At 69.7% G+C, this 19979-nt stretch carries 18 protein-coding genes and 1 pseudogene; 11 read left to right on the forward strand and 8 right to left on the reverse strand.

Features of this window, described 5'->3' with window-relative positions; genetic code table 11:
• Positions 1–101: 101 nt before the first annotated feature.
• From ABCR94_RS17210 to ABCR94_RS17225, 4 genes are all read right to left on the reverse strand, one after another.
• Positions 102–1067, reverse strand: a complete 966-nt coding sequence (locus ABCR94_RS17210) for an amino acid ABC transporter permease (RefSeq protein ID WP_347120194.1) — start codon at positions 1065–1067, stop codon at positions 102–104.
• Positions 1064–1711, reverse strand: a complete 648-nt coding sequence (locus ABCR94_RS17215) for an amino acid ABC transporter permease (protein WP_347120195.1) — start codon at positions 1709–1711, stop codon at positions 1064–1066. The genes ABCR94_RS17210 and ABCR94_RS17215 overlap by 4 nt, the downstream gene beginning before the upstream one ends.
• Positions 1712–1816: 105 nt before the next feature.
• Positions 1817–2731, reverse strand: coding sequence for a glutamate ABC transporter substrate-binding protein (locus ABCR94_RS17220; protein WP_347120196.1), 915 nt, complete (start codon positions 2729–2731; stop codon positions 1817–1819).
• Positions 2732–2763: 32 nt separating this feature from the next.
• A complete protein-coding gene (locus ABCR94_RS17225; RefSeq protein ID WP_347120197.1) occupies positions 2764–3549 on the reverse strand; it encodes an amino acid ABC transporter ATP-binding protein in 786 nt (261 codons plus the stop codon).
• Between the two features lie 249 nt (positions 3550–3798).
• Here ABCR94_RS17225 and ABCR94_RS17230 point away from each other — a divergent pair, with 249 nt between their 5' ends.
• Both ABCR94_RS17230 and ABCR94_RS17235 read left to right on the forward strand, forming a co-directional pair.
• Positions 3799–4503, forward strand: a complete 705-nt coding sequence (locus tag ABCR94_RS17230; RefSeq protein ID WP_347120198.1) for a response regulator transcription factor — start codon at positions 3799–3801, stop codon at positions 4501–4503.
• Positions 4504–4509: 6 nt separating this feature from the next.
• Positions 4510–5949 carry a HAMP domain-containing sensor histidine kinase gene (locus tag ABCR94_RS17235; protein WP_347120199.1) on the forward strand — a complete coding sequence of 480 codons (1440 nt, stop codon included), beginning with the start codon at positions 4510–4512 and terminating at the stop codon, positions 5947–5949.
• A gap of 7 nt (positions 5950–5956) precedes the next feature.
• Here ABCR94_RS17235 and ABCR94_RS17240 read toward each other — a convergent pair whose 3' ends face one another.
• Positions 5957–6952, reverse strand: a complete 996-nt coding sequence (locus ABCR94_RS17240; protein ID WP_347120200.1) for a TAXI family TRAP transporter solute-binding subunit — start codon at positions 6950–6952, stop codon at positions 5957–5959.
• A 70-nt stretch (positions 6953–7022) separates the two neighbouring features.
• Between ABCR94_RS17240 and miaB the strand changes: the two genes are divergently transcribed.
• From miaB to ABCR94_RS17255, 3 genes are read left to right on the forward strand one after another with little or no spacing between them, the layout of a single operon-like run.
• Positions 7023–8513: a tRNA (N6-isopentenyl adenosine(37)-C2)-methylthiotransferase MiaB gene (gene miaB, locus ABCR94_RS17245; protein ID WP_347120201.1), complete on the forward strand. Its 1491-nt coding sequence runs from the start codon at positions 7023–7025 to the stop codon at positions 8511–8513.
• A gap of 45 nt (positions 8514–8558) precedes the next feature.
• Complete coding sequence (locus tag ABCR94_RS17250) at positions 8559–8861, forward strand: hypothetical protein (RefSeq protein WP_347120202.1); 303 nt, start codon at positions 8559–8561, stop codon at positions 8859–8861.
• Positions 8862–8913: 52 nt separating this feature from the next.
• Positions 8914–9630, forward strand: a complete 717-nt coding sequence (locus ABCR94_RS17255; protein WP_347120203.1) for a class III extradiol dioxygenase subunit B-like domain-containing protein — start codon at positions 8914–8916, stop codon at positions 9628–9630.
• 175 nt (positions 9631–9805) lie between these two features.
• Here the strand turns inward: ABCR94_RS17255 and ABCR94_RS17260 are convergent, their stop codons facing one another.
• The gene (locus tag ABCR94_RS17260; protein ID WP_347120204.1) at positions 9806–10066 is read right to left on the reverse strand and encodes an antitoxin; all 261 of its coding nucleotides are present in this window, start codon (positions 10064–10066) and stop codon (positions 9806–9808) included.
• 25 nt (positions 10067–10091) lie between these two features.
• On the reverse strand, positions 10092–10349 hold the full coding sequence (locus ABCR94_RS17265; protein ID WP_347120205.1) for a hypothetical protein: 258 nt from the start codon (positions 10347–10349) through the stop codon (positions 10092–10094).
• A 182-nt stretch (positions 10350–10531) separates the two neighbouring features.
• Between ABCR94_RS17265 and miaA the strand changes: the two genes are divergently transcribed.
• The 6 genes from miaA (at position 10532) to hflX (ending at position 18619) form a co-directional block, all read left to right on the forward strand.
• Positions 10532–11470 (forward strand): tRNA (adenosine(37)-N6)-dimethylallyltransferase MiaA, encoded by a 939-nt coding sequence (gene miaA / locus ABCR94_RS17270; RefSeq protein WP_347120206.1) that lies wholly within the window; start codon positions 10532–10534, stop codon positions 11468–11470.
• A gap of 106 nt (positions 11471–11576) precedes the next feature.
• Positions 11577–12014 carry a hypothetical protein gene (locus tag ABCR94_RS17275; protein ID WP_347120714.1) on the forward strand — a complete coding sequence of 146 codons (438 nt, stop codon included), beginning with the start codon at positions 11577–11579 and terminating at the stop codon, positions 12012–12014.
• Positions 12015–12113: 99 nt separating this feature from the next.
• The gene (gene dapF / locus ABCR94_RS17280; protein WP_347120207.1) at positions 12114–13043 is read left to right on the forward strand and encodes a diaminopimelate epimerase; all 930 of its coding nucleotides are present in this window, start codon (positions 12114–12116) and stop codon (positions 13041–13043) included.
• Between the two features lie 138 nt (positions 13044–13181).
• A complete protein-coding gene (locus tag ABCR94_RS17285; protein WP_347120208.1) occupies positions 13182–15314 on the forward strand; it encodes a RelA/SpoT family protein in 2133 nt (710 codons plus the stop codon).
• Between the two features lie 78 nt (positions 15315–15392).
• A complete protein-coding gene (locus tag ABCR94_RS17290; RefSeq protein ID WP_347120209.1) occupies positions 15393–16904 on the forward strand; it encodes a M1 family metallopeptidase in 1512 nt (503 codons plus the stop codon).
• A 206-nt stretch (positions 16905–17110) separates the two neighbouring features.
• Positions 17111–18619 carry a GTPase HflX gene (gene hflX / locus ABCR94_RS17295; RefSeq protein ID WP_347120210.1) on the forward strand — a complete coding sequence of 503 codons (1509 nt, stop codon included), beginning with the start codon at positions 17111–17113 and terminating at the stop codon, positions 18617–18619.
• 114 nt (positions 18620–18733) lie between these two features.
• Here hflX and ABCR94_RS17300 read toward each other — a convergent pair.
• Positions 18734–19916, reverse strand: a pseudogene (locus ABCR94_RS17300) (trypsin-like serine peptidase).
• Between the last annotated feature and the right edge of the window lie 63 nt (positions 19917–19979).

The following is a 19979-nucleotide window of genomic DNA, read 5'->3' on the forward strand; positions in this document are numbered from 1 at the left end:
GTTTGAACCCGGTGCACGATCACAGAACGTATGCAACCCACTGGGAGTGCTTGCGTCAAGTGACGTAAGGCAGCGGCGCGGGGCCGCTGTCTTACATATCGTCAGTTCTTCTTGTCAGCAGGCCCGTCGGGATCGGCGGCCCCGCCCTTGGTGTGCGGCCCAAGCGGACCCCCGGCTGCGTCCAGTACACCGGGCGCCTCCAACGGCTCGACCGCGGCGGCCGGCGTGATGCCGGTCTTGGCCCGGCGGCCGCGCTTCTCGATCCAGGTGGCGAGCGAGGAAAGCGCCAGACACATCGAGACATAGATGGTGCCGACGACGATGACCACGGGAACGTACGGGTTTTCGTCGTTGACGATGGTGTTGTTGGCCAACGTCCTGGCTGCGTACAGCAGCTCCGCGTACGTGATGATGTAGCCGAGCGAGGTGTCCTTGAGGGTCACCACCAGCTGGCTGATGATCGTCGGCAGCATGGAGCGCACTGCCTGCGGTATCAGCAGCATTGTCATGACCTGCGACTTGCGCAGACCAAGTGCGTACGCGGCCTCTACCTGGCCCTTGGGCACGGCGTTGATACCGGCCCTGAGCACCTCGGCCTGGACGCACGCGTTGTAGACGGTGAGTCCGATGACCAGCGCCCAGTAGGCCGAACTCTCGCCGATGAAGCCCAGGTTGCTCTTGTAGGTCAGGAAGAGAACCCACAGCGCGTAGATGGTGATCAGCAGTGGGACGGCCCGGAGCAGCTCGATGAACCCGGTGGCGACCGCGCTCACCCACCGGTGCTCTGAGAGCCGCGCCACGGCCAGCAGGGCGCCGAACACCATCGACAGCACCGCTGCCACCGCGAAGACCTGGAGGGTGGACAGGATCCCTTCGGCGATTCTCGTCCGGAAGCCTGCGTTGTTGAAGATGTCCCACATCTCGGGCGCGAGATAACCCCGGTCGCCGAGCCGGACGACCACGAAGGCGATCAGTCCGAGCACCATGAGGGACCCGAGAACGGAGTAAGTGCGGTTACGTACCCGAGCCTTGGGACCCGGGGCGTCGTACAGGACGCTCGAACTCATCGTGCGACCTCCAGGCGCCGCTCAAGCAGCCGGAAGAGACCGCTGATGGAGAAGGTGATGACCAGGTAGGCGAGAGCCACCCAGAGGAAGATCGGGGCGATGGCGAAGCCCTTGTCGCTCAGCAGTTTCTGCACACCGAAGAGCTCGGTGACACTGAACGCTCCCGCGATCGCCGAGTTCTTGGTGAGCGCGATGAAGATGCTGCTCAGCGGTGCGACCACGGTGCGGGTTGCCTGGGGCAGGACGATCAGCTGCAGGGTCTGGAAGAACGACATGCCCAGCGACCTGGCCGCTTCGGCCTGGCCGAGCGACACGGTGCTGACACCGGATCTGACGGCCTCGCAGACGAATGCGGAGGTGTAGCAGCTGAGCGCCAGCAGGGCCTTGGTCCACGGGTTCATGCCGGTGCCGAAAACGGGGGGCACCACGAACCAGACGACCAGGAACAGCAGCGTCAGCGGGGTGTTTCGGAAGAGTGTGACCCAGGCGGTGCCGAAGAACCTCAGGGGCGGGACGGGAGAGACACGGAAGCCGGCCATGACAACGCCCAGCACCATCGCGAACAGCGCACTGGCGGCGGTCAGCAGAACGGTGCCTATGAAGCCGTCACGGAACTCCGGCAAGTGGTCGAGCAATACATTCACGGGGAAGTCCTCGTGGGCGACAGCGAACGGGCAGGGGACACCGCGCCCCGTACGCTCCCCTCAAGCGCGTACGGGGCCCGGTAGGTCACTCCGGAAGCGGCGCTATCAGTAGCGCTCGAGCGCCGGCGGCTCGGAGAACGGCGAGCCCGACAGGCCCAGCGTCGCGTCGTACGCCTTCTTGTAGTCGCCGTTCTTCAGGTGCGACTCAAGCGAGTCGTTGACCGCGTCGCGCAGCGCCTTGTCGTCCTTGCTCATACCGATGCCGTAGGGCTCCTCGGTGAACGGCTTGCCGACCACCTTGAGCTTCGTCGGGCGCTGGGCCGCGTAGCCCTTGAGGATCGCGTCGTCCGTGGTGACCGCGTCGACCTCGTTGTTGATGAGCTGCTGCACGCACTCGGAGTACTTCGACAGCTCGACGGTCTTCGCGCCGTACTTCGGCTTCTTGATCTCCTGGAGGGGAGTGGAGCCGACGATGGAGCAGACCTTCTTGCCCTTGAGGTCCTCGGAGCTGTTGATCGAGGTCTCGTCCTTGCGCACCAGGAGGTCGGCGCCCGCCAGGAAGTACGGACCGGCGAAGCCGACCTGCTTCTTGCGCTCGTCGTTGATCGTGTACGTACCGACGTAGAGGTCCACGTCGCCCTTGGAGATGGTCGTCTCACGGACACCGGAGTCGACCGTCTTGAAGGTGATCTGCTGCGGCGAGAAGCCGAGGTCGGCGGCGACCATCTTGGCGATCTCGACGTCGAAGCCGGAGCGCTTGCCGTCCGTGTCCTCGAAGCCGAGGAACGGCTGGTCGTTCTTGGCGCCGATGGTGATCTTGCCGGCCGACTGGGCCTTCTTCAGGACCGAGGAGTCGATCTTGACGTCCTTGGCCACGGTGTACGTCGGAAGCTTGGGGGCTTCCTTGCCGCCGGCCGGGTCCTTGGGCTTGTCGCCGGCGGTCCCGGACTCGCCACCACAGGCGGTAGCGGTCAGCGCGAGCACGGCAATGGCGACAGCAGCCGATTTGCGGAGCTTCATCGTGAACATCCTTATGTCGTGGTCGTGGGTCGTCAGTGGTGAAGGATCTTCGACAGGAAGTCCTTGGCCCGGTCGCTGCGCGGGTTACTGAAGAACTGGTCGGGCGTGGCCTCTTCGACGATCTTGCCGTCCGACATGAAGACGACCCGGTTGGCGGCCGAGCGGGCGAAGCCCATCTCGTGCGTGACGACCACCATCGTCATCCCGTCGCGTGCCAGCTGCTGCATGACTTCCAGCACCTCGTTGATCATCTCGGGGTCGAGCGCCGAAGTGGGCTCGTCGAAGAGCATGACCTTGGGGTCCATCGCCAACGCCCGCGCGATCGCGACGCGTTGCTGCTGGCCCCCGGAGAGCTGCGCGGGGTACTTGTCCGCCTGGGAACCCACGCCCACCCTGTCGAGCAGGACGCGTGCTTTTTCCTCGGCGGTCTTCTTGTCCATCTTGCGGACCTTTATCTGGCCCAGCGTGACGTTCTCCAGCACCGTCTTGTGTGCGAAGAGATTGAACGACTGGAAGACCATGCCGACATCGGCACGCAGGCGGGCCAGTTCCTTGCCCTCCTGGGGCAGGGGCTGGCCGTCGATGGTGATCGTGCCCGAGTCGATCGTCTCCAGGCGGTTGACGGTGCGGCACAGCGTGGACTTGCCGGACCCTGAGGGTCCGATGACGACCACGACCTCGCCACGGGCGACGGTCAGATCGATGTCCTGGAGCACATGCAGCGCGCCGAAGTGCTTGTTGACGTTGCTCAGCACGACCAGGTCGTCGGCTGCGGGTGCAGCATCCTCGGCGGCCTTGGTCACTGGAACTCCGCTCATCGGCTTCTTGCTCCGTCCCACTCGATTGGGAGGACCCTAGTCAGCCGCTGCGACCAGCGTCATTACATCTGAGCGGAAATTGAGCATAACGATCCGGCTTCGGCAGGACACTCCGCGTGAACGGGACGACGGCGGCGGATACCGGGTCCATAACGGAACATGCCCGTAACGGGAAGGGCCTTGACTCGACCGTGACGTATCGGCGTGGATGCAGCGAGACCAAAACGACCAATACTCCGGAGGGGGGCCATGAGACTGCTGCTCGTCGAGGACGACAACCACGTCGCGGCGGCCCTCGCCGCCATCCTCGCCCGTCACGGTTTCGAGGTCGTCCACGCCCGCAGCGGCGAGGAGGCCATCCAGGCGCTGCTGCCTGCCGACAAGGAGCCCTTCGGGGTCATCCTGCTCGACCTCGGGCTGCCCGACCAGGACGGCTACGAGGTGTGCGGCAAGATCCGCAAGCGCACCGACACCCCTGTGATCATGGTGACCGCGCGGGCCGACGTACGCTCCCGGATTCACGGCCTCAACCTCGGCGCCGACGACTATGTCGTCAAGCCGTACGACACCGGTGAGCTGCTCGCCCGTATCCACGCCGTCAGCCGGCGCACGACGAGCGGCGACGCGCCCCCCGCGGGCGCCGACAGCGCCCTCGCGCTCGGCCCCGTACAGATCGAACTGCCCACCCGGCGGGTCACCGTCGACGGTACGGACGTACAGCTCACCCGCAAGGAGTTCGACCTGCTCGCGCTCCTCGCGCAGCGTCCCGGTGTCGTCTTCCGGCGCGAGCAGATCATCAGCGAGGTGTGGCGCACGAGCTGGGAGGGGACGGGCCGCACACTGGAGGTTCATGTGGCGTCGCTGCGCTCCAAGCTGCGGATGCCCGCCCTCATCGAGACGGTGCGCGGAGTCGGCTACCGGCTCGTCGCGCCGCCCGTCCTGCAAGGACCGTAGTCCCACGTGCGTACCCGTCTCCTCCCGCTGCTCATCGTGCTCCTCGCGGGCATCCTCCTTGCGCTGGGCTTCCCGCTCGCGGTGAGCGTGGCCGCGGCGCAGCAGCAGCGGGTGGTCGTCGACCGGATCGACGACACGGCGCGGTTCGCGGCGCTCGCCCAGTTCGTCACCGAACGCAAGAAGACCGAACGCGACACGAGCGGCGAGGACGAGCGGCGCAGGACCCTGGAGACCGAACTCGCCAGCTACAGCGGGGTGTACGGGATCAAGGCCGGGGTCTTCTACCGGGATGGCGAGGCCATGGCCAGCGCCCCCGCGGACTGGGCCGTCCCCAGCGCCGGCGAGGGCCGAGACGCCTTCCAGGAGGCTCTTTACAAGCGGCGCAGCCACGACCCGCAGCAGGTCTGGCCCTGGCAGAGCGGGCGGCTGGTCGTCGCATCGCCGGTGGTGCGCGACGGTGACGTGGTCGCGGTCGTGGTCACCGATTCACCGACCGGGCAGATGCGCTCGCAGATCCTCCAGGGCTGGTTGCTGATCGCGGCGGGCGAGTGCGCGGCGATGCTCGTCGCGCTCGCCGCCGCCGTCCGGCTGGCCGGCTGGGTGCTCCGGCCCGTACGGGTCCTGGACGCGGCCACCCACGACATCGCGACCGGGCACATGAACTCCCGGGTGGCGGCGGGCAGCGGCCCGCCGGAACTCAGGCGGCTGGCCCGCTCGTTCAACGAGATGGCGGACAACGTCGAGGACGTGCTGGAGCAGCAGCGCGCCTTCGTCGCCGACGCCTCCCACCAGCTGCGCAATCCACTGGCCGCCCTCCTCCTGCGCATCGAGCTGCTCGGCCTGGAGCTTCCCGACGACAACGAGGAGATCGCCTCCGTGCGTACGGAGGGCAAGCGCTTCGCCCAGGTGCTCGACGACCTGCTGGGCCTGGCGCTGGCCGAGCACGCCCCCGCCGACCTCCGGCTGATCGACCTCGGCGCGCTGGCCGCCGAGCGGGTCGCCGCCTGGCGGCCCCTCGCGGACGACAAGGGGGTGCGCCTCCTGCAGCAGGGTTCCACCGCCGTCGCCGCCTGGGGCGACTGGGTCGCGCTCTCCAGCGTCCTCGACGCGCTGCTCGACAACGCCCTGAAGTTCACGCCCGACGGGGAGGCGGTCAAGGTCACCGTCGCGTCGAACGGCGAGCATTGCACGGTCGACGTCGCTGACGGCGGCCCCGGCCTCACCGAGGACGAGCTGTCCCGCATCGGAGACCGCTTCTGGCGCAGCAACCGCCACCAGAACGTCAAGGGCTCCGGGCTCGGCCTGTCCATCTCGCGGGCCCTGCTGACGGCTGGCGGGGGCAGACTCTCGTACGCGCAGAACACGCCCTGCGGCCTGCGGGTGACCGTCACGGTCCCGCGCACGTCTCCCAAGCCGTCCATGCCGTCGGACGGGACCGTGCGGTGACCTGTCGCTACGGCTTGACCGACCGGTAGTAGCGCTGCGCCCCTTCGTGCAGCGGCAGCGGGTCCGTATAGATCGCGGAACGCAGATCCACCAGCTGCGCCGCGTGCACCTGATTGCCGATCCGGTCGCGGCTCCCTATCACCGTGCGGGTCAGGCCCTCGGTCAGTGACGCGTCCATCAGCTCCGTGGTCACCAGCAGGTTGGCGACCGCCACCGTTGGCACGGCCTCCCCGTTCTGGGCATTGCGATAGGCGTCGGCGGGCATCACGGCCGACCGGTAGTGGCGGGTGCTGCCGCCCGTCGCGTGCAGCTTGTCGACCAGCCCGCCCAGCGGGACGAGCCGGATCTCGAACCGTTTCGACAGGTCCCGGACGGCGCTGGTGGGCAGGCCGCCCGACCAGAAGAAGGCGTCGATGTCACCGTCCTCAAGGAGCGCCGGCATGGTGTCGATACCGGCGGACACCGGGGTGATGTCCAGATGGGGATTGAGCCCGGCGGCCGTCAGCAGCTGGTTCGACACCAGCCGCACGCCCGAGCCGTCCTGCCCGACGGCGACCCGCTTGTCGCGCAGGTCGGCGGTGGAGCGCACCTTGGAGTCCTTGGGTACGACGAGCTGCACATAGTCGTCGTACAGCCGCGCACAGCTGCGCAGCAGCTCGGCGCCCGGCATCCCGTCCGCCAGATACTTCGCGACGGCGTCCGCGGTGGCGATGGTGAAGTCGGCCTCACCGCTCGCCACCCGCGCCAGGTTCTGCTGCGAGCCCTCGCTGGTCTGGAGCGTCATCTTCACGTCCGGCAGATCGTGCGCCAGGGCCGTGTCGAGGAGCTCGCCGTAGCGCTGATAGACCCCGGTCGGTACGCCCGTACTGAAGGTGATGCTCCCGCGTGGCTCGGACTCCCCGATCGGCAGGAGCCACCACATCAGCAGCCCGAACACCACAAGCGCGGCGGCGGAGCCCTGGAGGGCGCGGCGGCGGCTGATTCGGGGGAGGGCTTGGAGCATGCGCGCGATCCTGCCAGTTCAGTGCCCTGGAGGACCAGGGGGTACGGGGCCCCGTACTCTGGTGAGCGAGATGAGCGAGAAGACATATGAGGTGCGCACTTACGGGTGCCAGATGAACGTCCACGACTCCGAGCGGCTTTCCGGCCTCCTGGAGGGCGCGGGCTATGTCCGCACGCCCGAGGGCACGGCGGAGTTCGACGCCGATGTCGTCGTCTTCAATACCTGCGCGGTCCGTGAGAACGCCGACAACAAGCTGTACGGCAACCTCGGCAGGCTCGCGCCGATGAAGACGAAGCGGCCCGGCATGCAGATCGCCGTGGGCGGCTGTCTGGCGCAGAAGGACCGCGACACCATCGTCAAGAGGGCCCCGTGGGTCGACGTCGTCTTTGGTACGCACAACATCGGCAAGCTGCCGGTGCTCCTGGAGCGCGCCCGTGTCCTGGAAGAGGCGCAGGTCGAGATCGCCGAGTCGCTGGAGGCTTTCCCCTCCACGCTGCCGACGCGGCGCGAGAGCGCGTACGCCGCCTGGGTCTCCATCTCCGTCGGGTGCAACAACACCTGCACCTTCTGCATCGTCCCCGCGCTGCGCGGCAAGGAGAAGGACCGCAGGACCGGCGACATCCTCGCCGAGATCGAGGCGCTGGTCGCCGAGGGCGTCTCCGAGATCACCCTGCTCGGACAGAACGTGAACGCGTACGGCTCCGACATCGGTGACCGCGAGGCCTTCAGCAAGCTGCTGCGCGCCTCTGGGCGCATCGAGGGTCTTGAGCGGGTCCGCTTCACCTCGCCGCACCCCCGGGACTTCACGGACGACGTGATCGCGGCGATGGCCGAGACGCCGAACGTGATGCCGCAGCTGCACATGCCGTTGCAGTCGGGCTCGGACACGGTGCTCAAGGCGATGCGCCGCTCGTACCGGCAGGACCGTTTCCTGGGGATCATCGACAAGGTGCGCGCCGCCATGCCGCACGCCGCCATCTCCACCGACATCATCGTGGGTTTCCCCGGCGAGACCGAGGCGGACTTCGAGCAGACCATGCACGTGGCGCGCGAGGCACGCTTCGCACAGGCCTTCACCTTCCAGTACTCCAAGCGCCCCGGAACCCCGGCCGCCACCATGGAGGGCCAGATCCCGAAGGCAGTCGTCCAGGAGCGCTACATGCGGCTGGTCGCCCTCCAGGAGGAGATCTCCTGGGAGGAGAACAAGAAGCAGGTCGGCCGGACCCTGGACGTCATGGTCGCCGAGGGCGAGGGCCGCAAGGACGGCGCCACGCACCGCCTCTCCGGCCGAGCCCCCGACAACCGTCTGGTGCACTTCACCAAGCCCGACGGCGAGGTGCGCCCCGGCGATGTCGCCACGGTCGAGATCACCTACGCGGCGCCACACCACCTGCTGGCCGAGGGCGAGACCAAGGGCATACGGCGCACCCGCGCCGGCGACGCCTGGGAGAAGCGCAACACGGTCGCTGCCGCCAAGCCGGCTGGCGTGATGCTCGGGCTGCCGTCCGTCGGAGCGCCCGAGCCCCTGCCGGTGGTCACGGGCGGCTGCGGCAGTAACTGACCTCGCGGCGGGTCGCAACGGTTCACACATCATGGGGGAGTGGGCATGGTGCGCTGGGGACTGCTGCTGGACAAGCCCGCAGGGCGCGGTGACTCCAAACCGCTGGAACTGCTCGGCACGGTGGACGGCACGCGGGAGAGCGCGGAGGCGCAGCTGCGGGAGCTGGTGCGCCGGTACCGGCCGAGCCATCCCATGAGGCCGAAGCGCACCCGGATCTACCGGACGGTGGACGGCTGGATGCTGATCGGCGACGGTGCCTCCGGCCAGTCCTTCGCGTACCGCTTCATGATGTGCGAGCTGGAGTGGGACTCGGGGCCGGGCGACGGGCCCAAAACCGTCTGGCAGTAGCGCGGCGGCAGTCGCCGCCGTTGGTTCGATCAGCTGGATTAGGCTGCCGGACATGCTTGTCGCCGCCGCTGTATGTCCCTGTCCGCCGCTGCTCGTGCCCGAGGTCGCCGCGGGCGCCGCCCCGGAACTCGACGCCGCACGGGCCGCCTGCGCCGACGCCCTGGGGGTACTGGCGGCCTCGCGTCCCGACCTGCTCGTCGTGGTTGGGCCCGCCGGGCCGGACGGCCTGGGAACCCACCCGCAGGGTGCGGTCGGCAGCTTCAGCGGCTTCGGCGTGGACCTGAAGGTGCGGCTCGGCCAGGCGGCCGACGACGGCGCCCAGGAGCGCGAGCTGCCGCCGTCCCTCGCGGTGGCCGCGTGGCTGCTCGCCCGTACGGACCGGTCCGGTGCGCCGGTCCGGGGGCTCGGTGTCGGGGAGCAACTGGCCGGTGAGCGGTGCGCGCAGGCGGGCCGGGAGCTCGCTGCGGAGGCCGAGCGGGTGGCCCTGCTGGTGATGGGTGACGGGAATGCCTGCCGGACGCTCAAGGCCCCCGGCTATCTGGACGGGCGGGCGGTGGACTTCGACGCGGCGGCGGCCCTGGCGCTGGGCGCGGCCGACACGACCGCTCTGCTGGCGCTGGACGAGCAGGCGGCGTACGAACTCAAGGTGGCGGGCCGGGCACCCTGGCAGGTCCTCGCGGGCGCCGCGCAGGGCGCTGGGCTGGGCGGCACGCTGCTGTACGAGGACGCTCCGTACGGCGTGGGGTATTTCGTCGCCGCCTGGTCCTAGGGGCAGACGCCGGGCGGTGTGGACACGGGGACGGCCGTGGAGCGAGTGCGCTCCACGGCCGTCCACCGTTGATCTGCCGGACCGATCCGCCGGACCGCTGTCTGCGGCCCGGTCCGTCAGTCCGTCATCGTTGCGTCAGCCCGTCAGCCCGTCAGCCCGTCAGCCCGTCAGCCCGTCAGGAGGAGGTCGGGGGCTTGGTGCCTCCGGCCGGCGGCGGGGTGCCGTCGTCCTTGTGGGCGATGCGGTCCAGGGCGTCCTTGGCCTTGCCCGTGCCCGACTGGATCTGGCTGCTGTACTTGCCCTTGGTCTTGCTGTCGACCGCCTTGGCGGCCTTGCTCAGGCCCTGCTCGATCTTGCCCTCGTGCTGTTGCGCGAGGCCGGAGACCTTGTCCTTCGCAGGAGCAAGCTTGGCCTTCAACGAATCCAGGAAGCCCATGGATCACCTTTGCTCTTCGGGGGGACTACTTACGAGCGCTCTCGCCGGCCCCATTGTCCGCCGCTTCCTCCACCGACTGCTGCTTGGGGATCTCCACGCTCTCGGCGGCGGCAGCCGGCTCGGCGGGCTCGGAAGCCTCCGCGGTCTTTTCGGCCGCTACTTCCTTGCTCTCCGCTTCGGCTTCCTCCGCGGGGTCGGCCGTCAGAGTGGCGGTCTGCCCCTCCTCGGCTGCGCCTTCGGCGGCATCCTTGGACTTGCGGCGAAACCGTGCAAAAACGCCCATATCTACTCCATACGTTACTCGTGTGGGCGAAATTCCGCGCCACCCGGAGCGTCTCATTGCGTCGCCCGGGGGCACCGGTCCGGAAACCGGCGGTCGGAACCTCGCAACAGGCAACGACCCCGCCCGCGCGTCGTCACGTAGCTCGTTCGGGAAGGTGTCCGCGGGTTTGCGAGACTGGGGCAGTGAGAAATGCAGCTACTGCCCCGCGGGTCATCGCCGTTGTCGGCCCCACAGCGGCCGGAAAATCCGATCTGGGTGTCGCCCTGGCCCAGCATTTCGACGGCGAGGTCGTCAACGCGGACTCCATGCAGCTCTATCGGGGGATGGACATCGGCACCGCCAAGCTGACGCCCGAAGAGCGTGACGGAGTCCCGCACCAGCTGCTCGACATCTGGGACGTCACCGAGGCGGCGAGCGTCGCCGAGTACCAGCGGCTCGCCCGTGTGCAGATCGACCGGCTGCTCGCCGAAGGCCGCACGCCCGTCCTGGTCGGCGGCTCGGGGCTGTACGTACGCGGGGCCATCGACGCCCTCGACTTCCCCGGCACCGACCCTGCCGTACGGGCCCGCCTGGAGGAGGAGGTGACGCTGCGCGGCCCCGGCGCGCTGCATGCGCGGCTCGCCGCCGCCGACCCCGCCGCCGGGCGAGCGATCCTGCCGAGCAACGGCCGGCGCATCGTTCGCGCCCTCGAAGTGATCGAAATCACCGGGCAGCCCTACACGGCCAATCTCCCCGGCCACGAGTCGGTGTACGACACCGTCCAGATCGGCGTCGATGTCGCCCGCCCCGAGCTCGACGCACGCATCGCCGCACGGGTGGACCGCATGTGGGAGGCGGGGCTCGTGGAGGAGGTGCGCGCGCTGGAGGCGCGCGGCCTGCGGGAGGGGCGCACGGCGGCACGCGCACTCGGGTACCAGCAGGTGCTCGCGCTGCTGGCGGGAGAGTGCACCGAGGAGGAGGCGCGCACCGAGACCGTGCGCGCCACCAAACGCTTCGCGCGCCGCCAGGACTCCTGGTTCCGGCGGGACCCCCGGGTCCACTGGTTGAGCGGCGCCGACGAGCACCGCACGGAACTCCCGCACCAGGCGCTCACGTTGGTCGAACGAGCGGTCACAGCCTGATCACGTGATGGCATCGGGACGCTCCGCACGTCAATCTGGCACCCGCACGCGTGCCATCATCGAGCTTCGATCGACCAGTGAATCCAAGTTGGGAGGGCGCGTGGCGATGGAAGCCGGCCCTCGTGACAGAGCACAGGAAGACCCGGAGCGGTTGAGCCCCGACGGGCCCGACGAGCAGGACGTGACCGCCGGGGCGGATGTGGGCCCCGAGGTCGAGGTCGAGCTGCGTCCGCAGCGACGCCTGCGGATCTGGCAGCTCGCGCCGATCGTGGCCCTCGCCGCGCTCGGCTCACTGATGTTCGCCTTCCCCCTCGCCTTCGAGTTCGGTGACGGCGGCGCCGTCGTCGCCATGCTCGGCCTGCTGATCAGTGGCTGCGCCGCGGGCTGGGGCATGATGGCCGCCCGTCGGGTGGGCTACACCTGGCCCGGACTGCAGCCCAGGGAGTCGGGCGGGCGCCCGGACTGGCGGGTCGTCGCGCTCTACGTGGTTCTGTGCGCCGGCCTCGTCGCCCTCGCCGTCTGGCGTGTGGCCCGGCTCCGCTAGCGCGCCCTCGCCCGACCGGCCGGGCCGAGAGGTGCGACCGGCCCGGCCGACAGGTGCTACCCGGTCGGCCTGTCGTACCCGCCCCTTACGATTGACCGCGTGAGCACTTCGCCGATCACCTTCCTCAAGGGCCACGGGACCGAGAACGACTTCGTGATCGTCCCCGACCCGGACAACACCATCGACCTGCCTGCCTCCGCCGTCGCGAAGCTGTGCGACCGCAGGGCCGGCATCGGCGGCGACGGTCTGCTGCACGTCGTACGGACCGCCGCGCATCCCGAGGCGCGCGCCATGGCGGCGCAGGCCGAGTGGTTCATGGACTACCGCAACGCGGACGGCTCGATCGCCGAAATGTGCGGCAACGGCGTCCGCGTATTCGCCCGCTACCTCCAGCGCACCGGTCTGGTGGGCGAAGGCGGCCTCGCGGTCGCCACCCGGGGCGGCATCAAGCAGGTCCACATCGACAAGCGGGACGCGAGCGGGGAGCCCGGCGACATCACCGTCTCCATGGGCCGCGCCGACCTCCCCGCGGTCGACGTCACAGTCACCGTCGGCGGGCGCGAGTGGCCCGCCCGCAACGTGAACATGGGCAATCCGCACGCCGTCGCCTTCGTCGACGAACTCGCCCACGCGGGAAACCTGTTCGGTGCCCCGGGCGTCAGCCCCGCCTCCGCCTACCCGGACGGGGTCAATGTCGAGTTCGTAGTCGACCGCGGCCCGCGTCATGTCGCGATGCGGGTGCACGAGCGCGGCTCCGGCGAGACCCGGTCCTGCGGTACGGGCGCGTGCGCCGTGGCCGTCGCGGCGGCCCGCAGGGACGGCCAGGACCCCTCCGTCACGGGCGCCCCCGTCTCGTACACCGTGGACCTCCCGGGCGGGCGCCTGGTGATCACCGAGAGGCCGGACGGAGCCGTCGAGATGACCGGCCCCGCCGTGATCGTCGCCGAGGGCACCATCGACCCCGGCTGGATCGCCACCGTCGACGCCGGCCGGATCGCTCCCGGCCCAAAGGAAACGGCTGTCGCATAAAGCTTCGCTCGAATGGGTGATCCGTTTCACGCTGGGCGAGAGCGGGTCTTCGACGCGTGATGGGCTCGGTAGCATCAAGCACCGGCCCGGACGTGGGTCCACCCGTCCACCGCCGGTCGATTCTGCCGGAGGTGCCCCATGAGTGCAGAGGCCACCAACCCTGGTGCTCCCAGCCGCAGGCGCGGCCGTCCCAGGATCGATCTGCGCAGGCTGGGCCGGGTCGCCCTGCTGGGCCCCGTCTCGCGCGACCGGCTGCCCGACGCGATCGGCCATGTCGCCGAGGCCCATCGCGCGCACCACCCCGACGCCGATCTCTCCATCCTGCGCCGGGCGTACGTACTCGCGGAGTTCTCGCACCGCGGGCAGATGCGCAAGAGCGGTGAGCCGTACATCACACATCCGCTCGCCGTGACCCTGATCCTCGCCGAACTCGGCGCCGAGACAACCACGTTGACCGCGGCGCTCCTGCACGACACCGTCGAGGACACCGATGTGACACTCGATCAGGTGCGGACGGGGTTCGGTGAGGAGGTCTGTTTCCTCGTCGACGGTGTGACGAAGCTGGAGAAGGTCGACTACGGCGCCGCCGCCGAGCCCGAGACCTTCCGCAAAATGCTCGTATCCACCGGCAACGACGTCCGGGTCATGTCGATCAAGCTCGCCGACCGCCTGCACAACATGCGCACCCTCGGCGTGATGCGCCCCGAGAAACAGGCGCGCATCGCGAAGGTCACCCGCGACGTCCTGATCCCTCTCGCGGAACGGCTGGGCGTGCAGGCGCTCAAGACCGAGCTTGAGGACCTGTCCTTCGCGATCCTCCACCCCGAGGACTACCAGCACACCCGCGCCCTGATCGCGGCGGACGCCGCCGCCGGGGACCCGCTGGGCGTCATCGCGGAGAACGTCAGGACGGTGCTGCGCGAGGCGGACATCGGCGCCGAAGTCCTCATCAGGCCGCGGCACTTCCTCTCCGTCCACCGGGCCGGACTCAAACGCGGTGAACTGCGCGGCACGGACTTCGGACGGCTGCTCGTCCTCGTCGGCGAGGACGCCGACTGCTACGGGGTGCTCGGCGAGCTGCACACCTGTTTCACACCGGTGATCTCCGAGTTCAAGGACTTCATCGCCTCCCCCAAGTTCAACCTCTACCAGTCGCTGCACACGGCGGTCGTCGGACCGGAGGGGGAGGTCGCCGAAGTCCTCATCCGTACGCACCAGATGCACAAGGTCGCCGAGGCGGGCGTCGTCGCCCTGGGCAATCCGTACGCACCGACCGAGAGCGCCGAGCCCGCCGTCGAGGGCGAGCGCGCGGACCCCACCCGGCCCGGCTGGCTCTCCCGGCTCCTTGAGTGGCAGGAGTCCACGCCCGACCCCGACACCTTCTGGACGTCCCTGAGGGCGGACCTGGCGGAGGACCGGGAGGTCACCGTGTTCCGTTCGGACGGCGGCACGCTGGGACTGCCGGCCGGCGCGAGTTGTGTGGACGCGGCGTACGCGCAGTACGGCGAGGTGGCGCACGTGTGCATCGGGGCACGGGTCAACGGCCGTCTGGCGACGCTCAGTACGGTCCTCAGTGACGGCGACACGGTGCAGTTGCTGCTCGCCCACGACAGCGCCTCGGGGCCCTCGCCCGACTGGCTGGACCACGCCCGTACGCCCGCCGCACGGATCGCCATCACCGGCTGGCTCGCGGCGCACGCTGACGACGAGCCGCCGACCACCGCAGGGCACCCCCCGGACCCCCGCACCGCACCGCAGGAGCCCGCCGCGACCGGCCCGGGGCCCACCGCCCCCGCGCCACCCGGCCCGTCGCGCCGCGGCGCGGAGAACGCCGTGGTGGACCTGCCGGACACGACTGTGCGGCTCGCCGGCTGCTGCACGCCCGTACCGCCGGACGCCGTCACCGGCTTCGTGGTGCGCGGCGGCGTCGTCACTGTGCACCGCGAAGCGTGTCCCGCGGTCGGCCGGATGCAGGTGCGCGGCCGCGAGCCCGTCCCCGTGCGCTGGCTGACCACCGGGGACTGCCGGGTGACCCTGGTCGCCGAGTCCTTCGGCCGCCCGGGGCTGCTGGCCGATCTCACCGAGGCCATCGCCACCGCCGGAGTGGCCGTCGTCTCGGCTACGGTCGAGCCGCCCACCGAGCAGCGCGTCAGGCACACCTACACCCTGCAACTGTCGGACGCGGCCGAGCTCCCCGGGCTGATGCGGGTGATGCGCGAGGTGCCGGGTGTGTACGACGTGAGCCGCGCCCAGCACCAGGCGACCGCCTGACCCGGGATCGGCGCTCTTTCGAGTGGGACCGACGCGCGCCGCCCCCCTCGGTGCGGTGCGCGCTGATAGCGATAGGCCATGCTGCTCACCTCCCGGCGCCTGCGCGGCGCCCTGCTGGCCGTCGCCTCGGTCACTCTCGTCGCGGCGACACTGCCCGCCCCCGTACCGCCCGCCCCCGTACCGCTCGGCATCGGCGATCCGCTCTTCCCGCACCTGGGCAACCCCGGATATGACGTCCTCTCGTACGACATCGCCTTCACCTACGGCGGCAGCAACACCAAGCCACTGGACGCGGTGACGAAGATCGAGGCGCGGACCCTGGAGCGACTCGACCGGGTCAACCTCGACTTCGCGCGCGGCAAGGTCGATGCCGTGGAGGTGAACGGGGAGAGCGCCACGTTCGCCTCGGCCGGCGAGGACCTCGTCGTCACGCCCGCCGAGCCGGTGGACAAGGGGCGGTCGCTGCGGATCACCGTCCGGCACACCAGCGACCCGGCGCCCAAGGACGAGGGGGACGGTGGCTGGGTGCGGACGGCCGACGGCCTGGCGATGGCGAACCAGGCCGACGCCGCCCACCGGGTCTTCCCGTGCAACGACCACCCCGCGGACAAGGCGTACTTCACCTTCCGCATTACAGCGCCCAAGGGACTGACGGCGGTCGCCAACGGACTGCCGGCGGCCAGGACCCGGCCGGGCGCGAACGGCACCACCTGGGCGTACCGGACCGAGCACCCCATGGCCACCGAGCTCGCCCAGGTCTCGATCGGCCGCTCGACCGTCGTGCACAGGCAGGGGCCGCACGGGCTGCCCGTCCGCGATGTCGTGCCGACCGCGGACCGCGAGCGGCTCGAACCGTGGCTCAAGAAGACACCGGGTCAGCTGGAGTGGATGGAGCGGCAGGTTGGCCGCTACCCCTTCGAGACGTACGGAATCCTCGTCGCCGACGTGGCCACCGGCTTCGAGCTGGAGACCCAGACGCTGTCGCTCTTCGAGCGGGCGCTGTTCACCCGGCCCGAGTACCCGGCCTGGTACGTCGACGCGATCATGGTGCACGAGCTGGCGCACCAGTGGTTCGGCAACAGTGTCTCGCCGCGCACCTGGTCCGACCTGTGGCTCAACGAAGGACATGCCACCTGGTACGAGGCGCGGTACGCGGAGGAGCACGCCAAGAAGCCGCTGGAGACGAGGATGCGCCAGGCGTACGCGCGGTCCGACGAGTGGCGGGCCGCCGGCGGCCCGCCCGCAGCGCCCAAGCCCCCCGCGCCGGGGCGGAAGATCAGTCTGTTCAGGCCCGTTGTCTACGACGGCAGCGCGCTGGTGCTCTACGCGCTGCGCAAGGAGATCGGGAACGAGACCTTCGAGCAGCTGGAGCGGCGCTGGGTGCGGACCCACCGCGACTCCACCGCGACGACGGCCGACTTCACCGCCCTCGCTTCGCAGCTCGCGGACCGGGACCTGTCCGGGTTCTTCCAGAAGTGGCTGTACGGGCAGAAGACACCGCCGATGCCCGGTCACCCGCAGTGGCGGAGCGGGCCGAAGGTCTCACCGGCACCGGTGCGGGCCGCGGCGCAGGGGCCGAAGCAGCACTGAGGGCGGGCCGGGGCAGGGCCGGGGCAGGACTGAGGCAGCGCTGAGGGCGGGGCTGAAACCCGAGTGACGGGTCCGGCCGGGCCGTGCCACTATCTGTGTGCAGCGACCCGGCCGGGACGGCATACCTGGGGGATTCTTCGGGAATCTTCCAAGAACGTCACGCGTTGTGACTGCTGTAACGACTTCCCTATCGACGTAAGGATCCAATGACCTCCTCTTCCTCCCCTTCCAAGGACACACAGGCAGCCTCCGCCCCCGTCGGCGGCGCTGAGAGCCCCCGGGCCGACGCCCTGATGGAAGAGGACGTCGCCTGGAGCCACAAAACCGACGGAGAGCGCGACGGCGACCAGCTCGACCGCTCCGAGCGTGCCGCGCTGCGCCGCGTGGCCGGTCTCTCCACGGAGCTTCAGGACGTCACCGAGGTCGAGTACCGCCAGCTGCGCCTGGAGCGCGTCGTGCTGGTCGGCGTCTGGACCTCGGGGACCGCGACCGACGCGGACAACTCGATGGCCGAGCTGGCCGCACTCGCCGAGACGGCGGGCGCCCTGGTGCTCGACGGCCTCGTACAGCGCCGCGACAAGCCCGACCCGGCCACCTACATCGGCTCGGGCAAGGCCCAGGAGCTGCGCGACATCGTGCTCGAAACGGGCGCCGACACGGTCGTCTGCGACGGTGAGCTCAGCCCCGGCCAGCTGATCCATCTGGAAGACGTAGTCAAGGTCAAGGTGGTGGACCGCACCGCCCTGATCCTCGACATCTTTGCCCAGCACGCCAAGTCCCGTGAGGGCAAGGCGCAGGTCGCGCTGGCACAGATGCAGTACATGATGCCGCGACTGCGCGGCTGGGGTCAGTCGCTGTCCCGGCAGATGGGCGGCGCCGGTACCGGCGGCGGTGGCGGTATGGCCACCCGTGGTCCCGGTGAGACCAAGATCGAGACGGACCGGCGTCGGATTCGCGAGAAGATGGCGAAGATGCGCCGGGAGATCGCGGAGATGAAGGTCGGCCGCGACATCAAGCGCCAGGAGCGCAAGCGCAACAAGGTGCCTTCGGTCGCGATCGCCGGATACACAAACGCGGGCAAGTCCTCGCTGCTCAACCGGCTCACCGGCGCGGGCGTGCTGGTGGAGAACTCACTGTTCGCCACCCTCGACCCGACCGTGCGCCGAGCGGAGACGCCGAGCGGACGTATCTACACCCTGGCCGACACTGTCGGATTCGTACGGCACCTGCCGCACCACCTCGTCGAGGCGTTCCGTTCCACGATGGAGGAGGTCGGTGACTCCGACCTGATCCTGCACGTGGTGGACGGTTCGCACCCGGCGCCGGAGGAGCAGCTGGCCGCCGTACGCGAAGTGATCCGCGACGTCGGCGCGCTGGACGTGCCCGAGATCGTGGTGATCAACAAGGCGGACGCTGCCGATCCGCTCGTGCTGCAGCGGCTGCTGCGCGTCGAGCGGCACGCGATCGCGGTGTCGGCCCGTACGGGCGCGGGCATGGACGAGTTGCTGGCCCTCATCGACTCCGAACTGCCGCGCCCCAAGGTCGAGATCGAGGCGCTCGTGCCGTACACGCAGGGCGGGCTCATCTCCCGTGCGCATGCCGAGGGCGAAGTGATCTCCGAGGAGCATCTCGCGGAGGGCACGCTGCTCAAGGCGCGGGTGCACGAGCAGTTGGCCGCCGACCTGGCCCCGTATGTGCCGGCGGCGACCGCCTGACGCGACGGGCACCAGCGTGCGACCCAGCAGGTCAGCACGCACGACCCGGCAAGCAAGCACGAAGGCCCGTCCCTCCGCAGGGGGCGGGCCTTCGTTGTGACGAGTGCCTGTCGACTACTTGTCGCCGTACTTCTCACTCATCGTCGTGAAGATCTGCTCGGCGCCCTTGCCCAGGCGCGGGCCCGCGAGCCAGCCGGAGGTGACCGGACCGATCGAGGTGTTGGACACCAGCGCCGTCTTGCCGTCCGGCTGCGCCGCGAACCAGCCGCCGCCGGAGGAACCGCCGGTCATGCTGCAGCCGATGCGGTGCATGGGGGGCGTACCCGGGCTGATCGAAAGCCGGGTCGGCCGGTCCTGGCACTTGTGCATGAGCGCACCGTCGTACGGGGGTGCGGCCGGGGCCCCAGGCGCCCATCGAAGCGACCTGCTGGGTGTCGGGGACGTCGAACGCGACCGGCAGGGCGTTGCCGACGGTCTCCTCCAGGGACTTGCCGCCGTTCTCCGGCTTCACATGCATCACGGCGTAGTCGTACGGGGCGCCGCCGCCACCCGTCGGACCGCCGTCGTTGATCCACTCACCGGAGGTCGAGACCCAGTCCGCCCAGTAGACGCCGTACGGGTTGACCTCGTGGGCCGGGGCGTTCGGCACCGCGGCCGCCGACCTGCCCAGGTCGTTGTACGACGGGACGAAGGCGATGTTGCGGTACCAGCCGCCCTCCTGGCCCCCGTGGACGCAGTGGCCCGCAGTCCACACCAGGTTGGACTTACCCGGGTTCTTCGGGTCCTTGACGACGGTCGCGGAGCAGACCATCGAGCCCTTGGGGGAGTCGAAGAAGACCTTGCCGACCGGGGCGGCGTGCTTGTGGTACGGGGTCTTCTCCTGCTCGGCCCTGACCGGACGCGGCTCCGGGTCGGAGACTCCCTGGCCACCGGAGGTGTCACTGGCGGCCATCGTCTTGGCCGGGTCCTTCGCCGTGTGCTGCCGCTCGGGCTTCCAGAGGCCCTTGATGACGGGGTTGACGAAGTCGCCGGCCTCGCGGAGCCAGTCGTCCTTGCTCCAGTTCTTCCAGCCGCCGTCCTTCCACTTGTCGACGTCGAAGTCGACGCCGCGCTCCTTGAGCCTGTCGGCCAGGTCCGCGGGGATGCCGGGGCCGTCCTCACCCGCGGGGGTGGAGGCGGCGGGCTTGTCGGCGGCGGACGGGTCGGCCGGCTCCGCCTTGGGGCCGCAGGCGGTGGCCGTCAGCGCGAGGGCTGCGGCCAGGGCGGTGGCGGCCAGCAACGGGCGTATGGAGTGCATGGAAGTAATTCCCCCTGTAGTGCCGTGCGACTGTGCGTGCGGCTGTGCGTGTGCTGTGCGTGC

Source organism: Streptomyces changchenzhani, assembly GCF_039766235.1.
Taxonomy (GTDB): Bacteria; Actinomycetota; Actinomycetes; order Streptomycetales; family Streptomycetaceae; genus Streptomyces.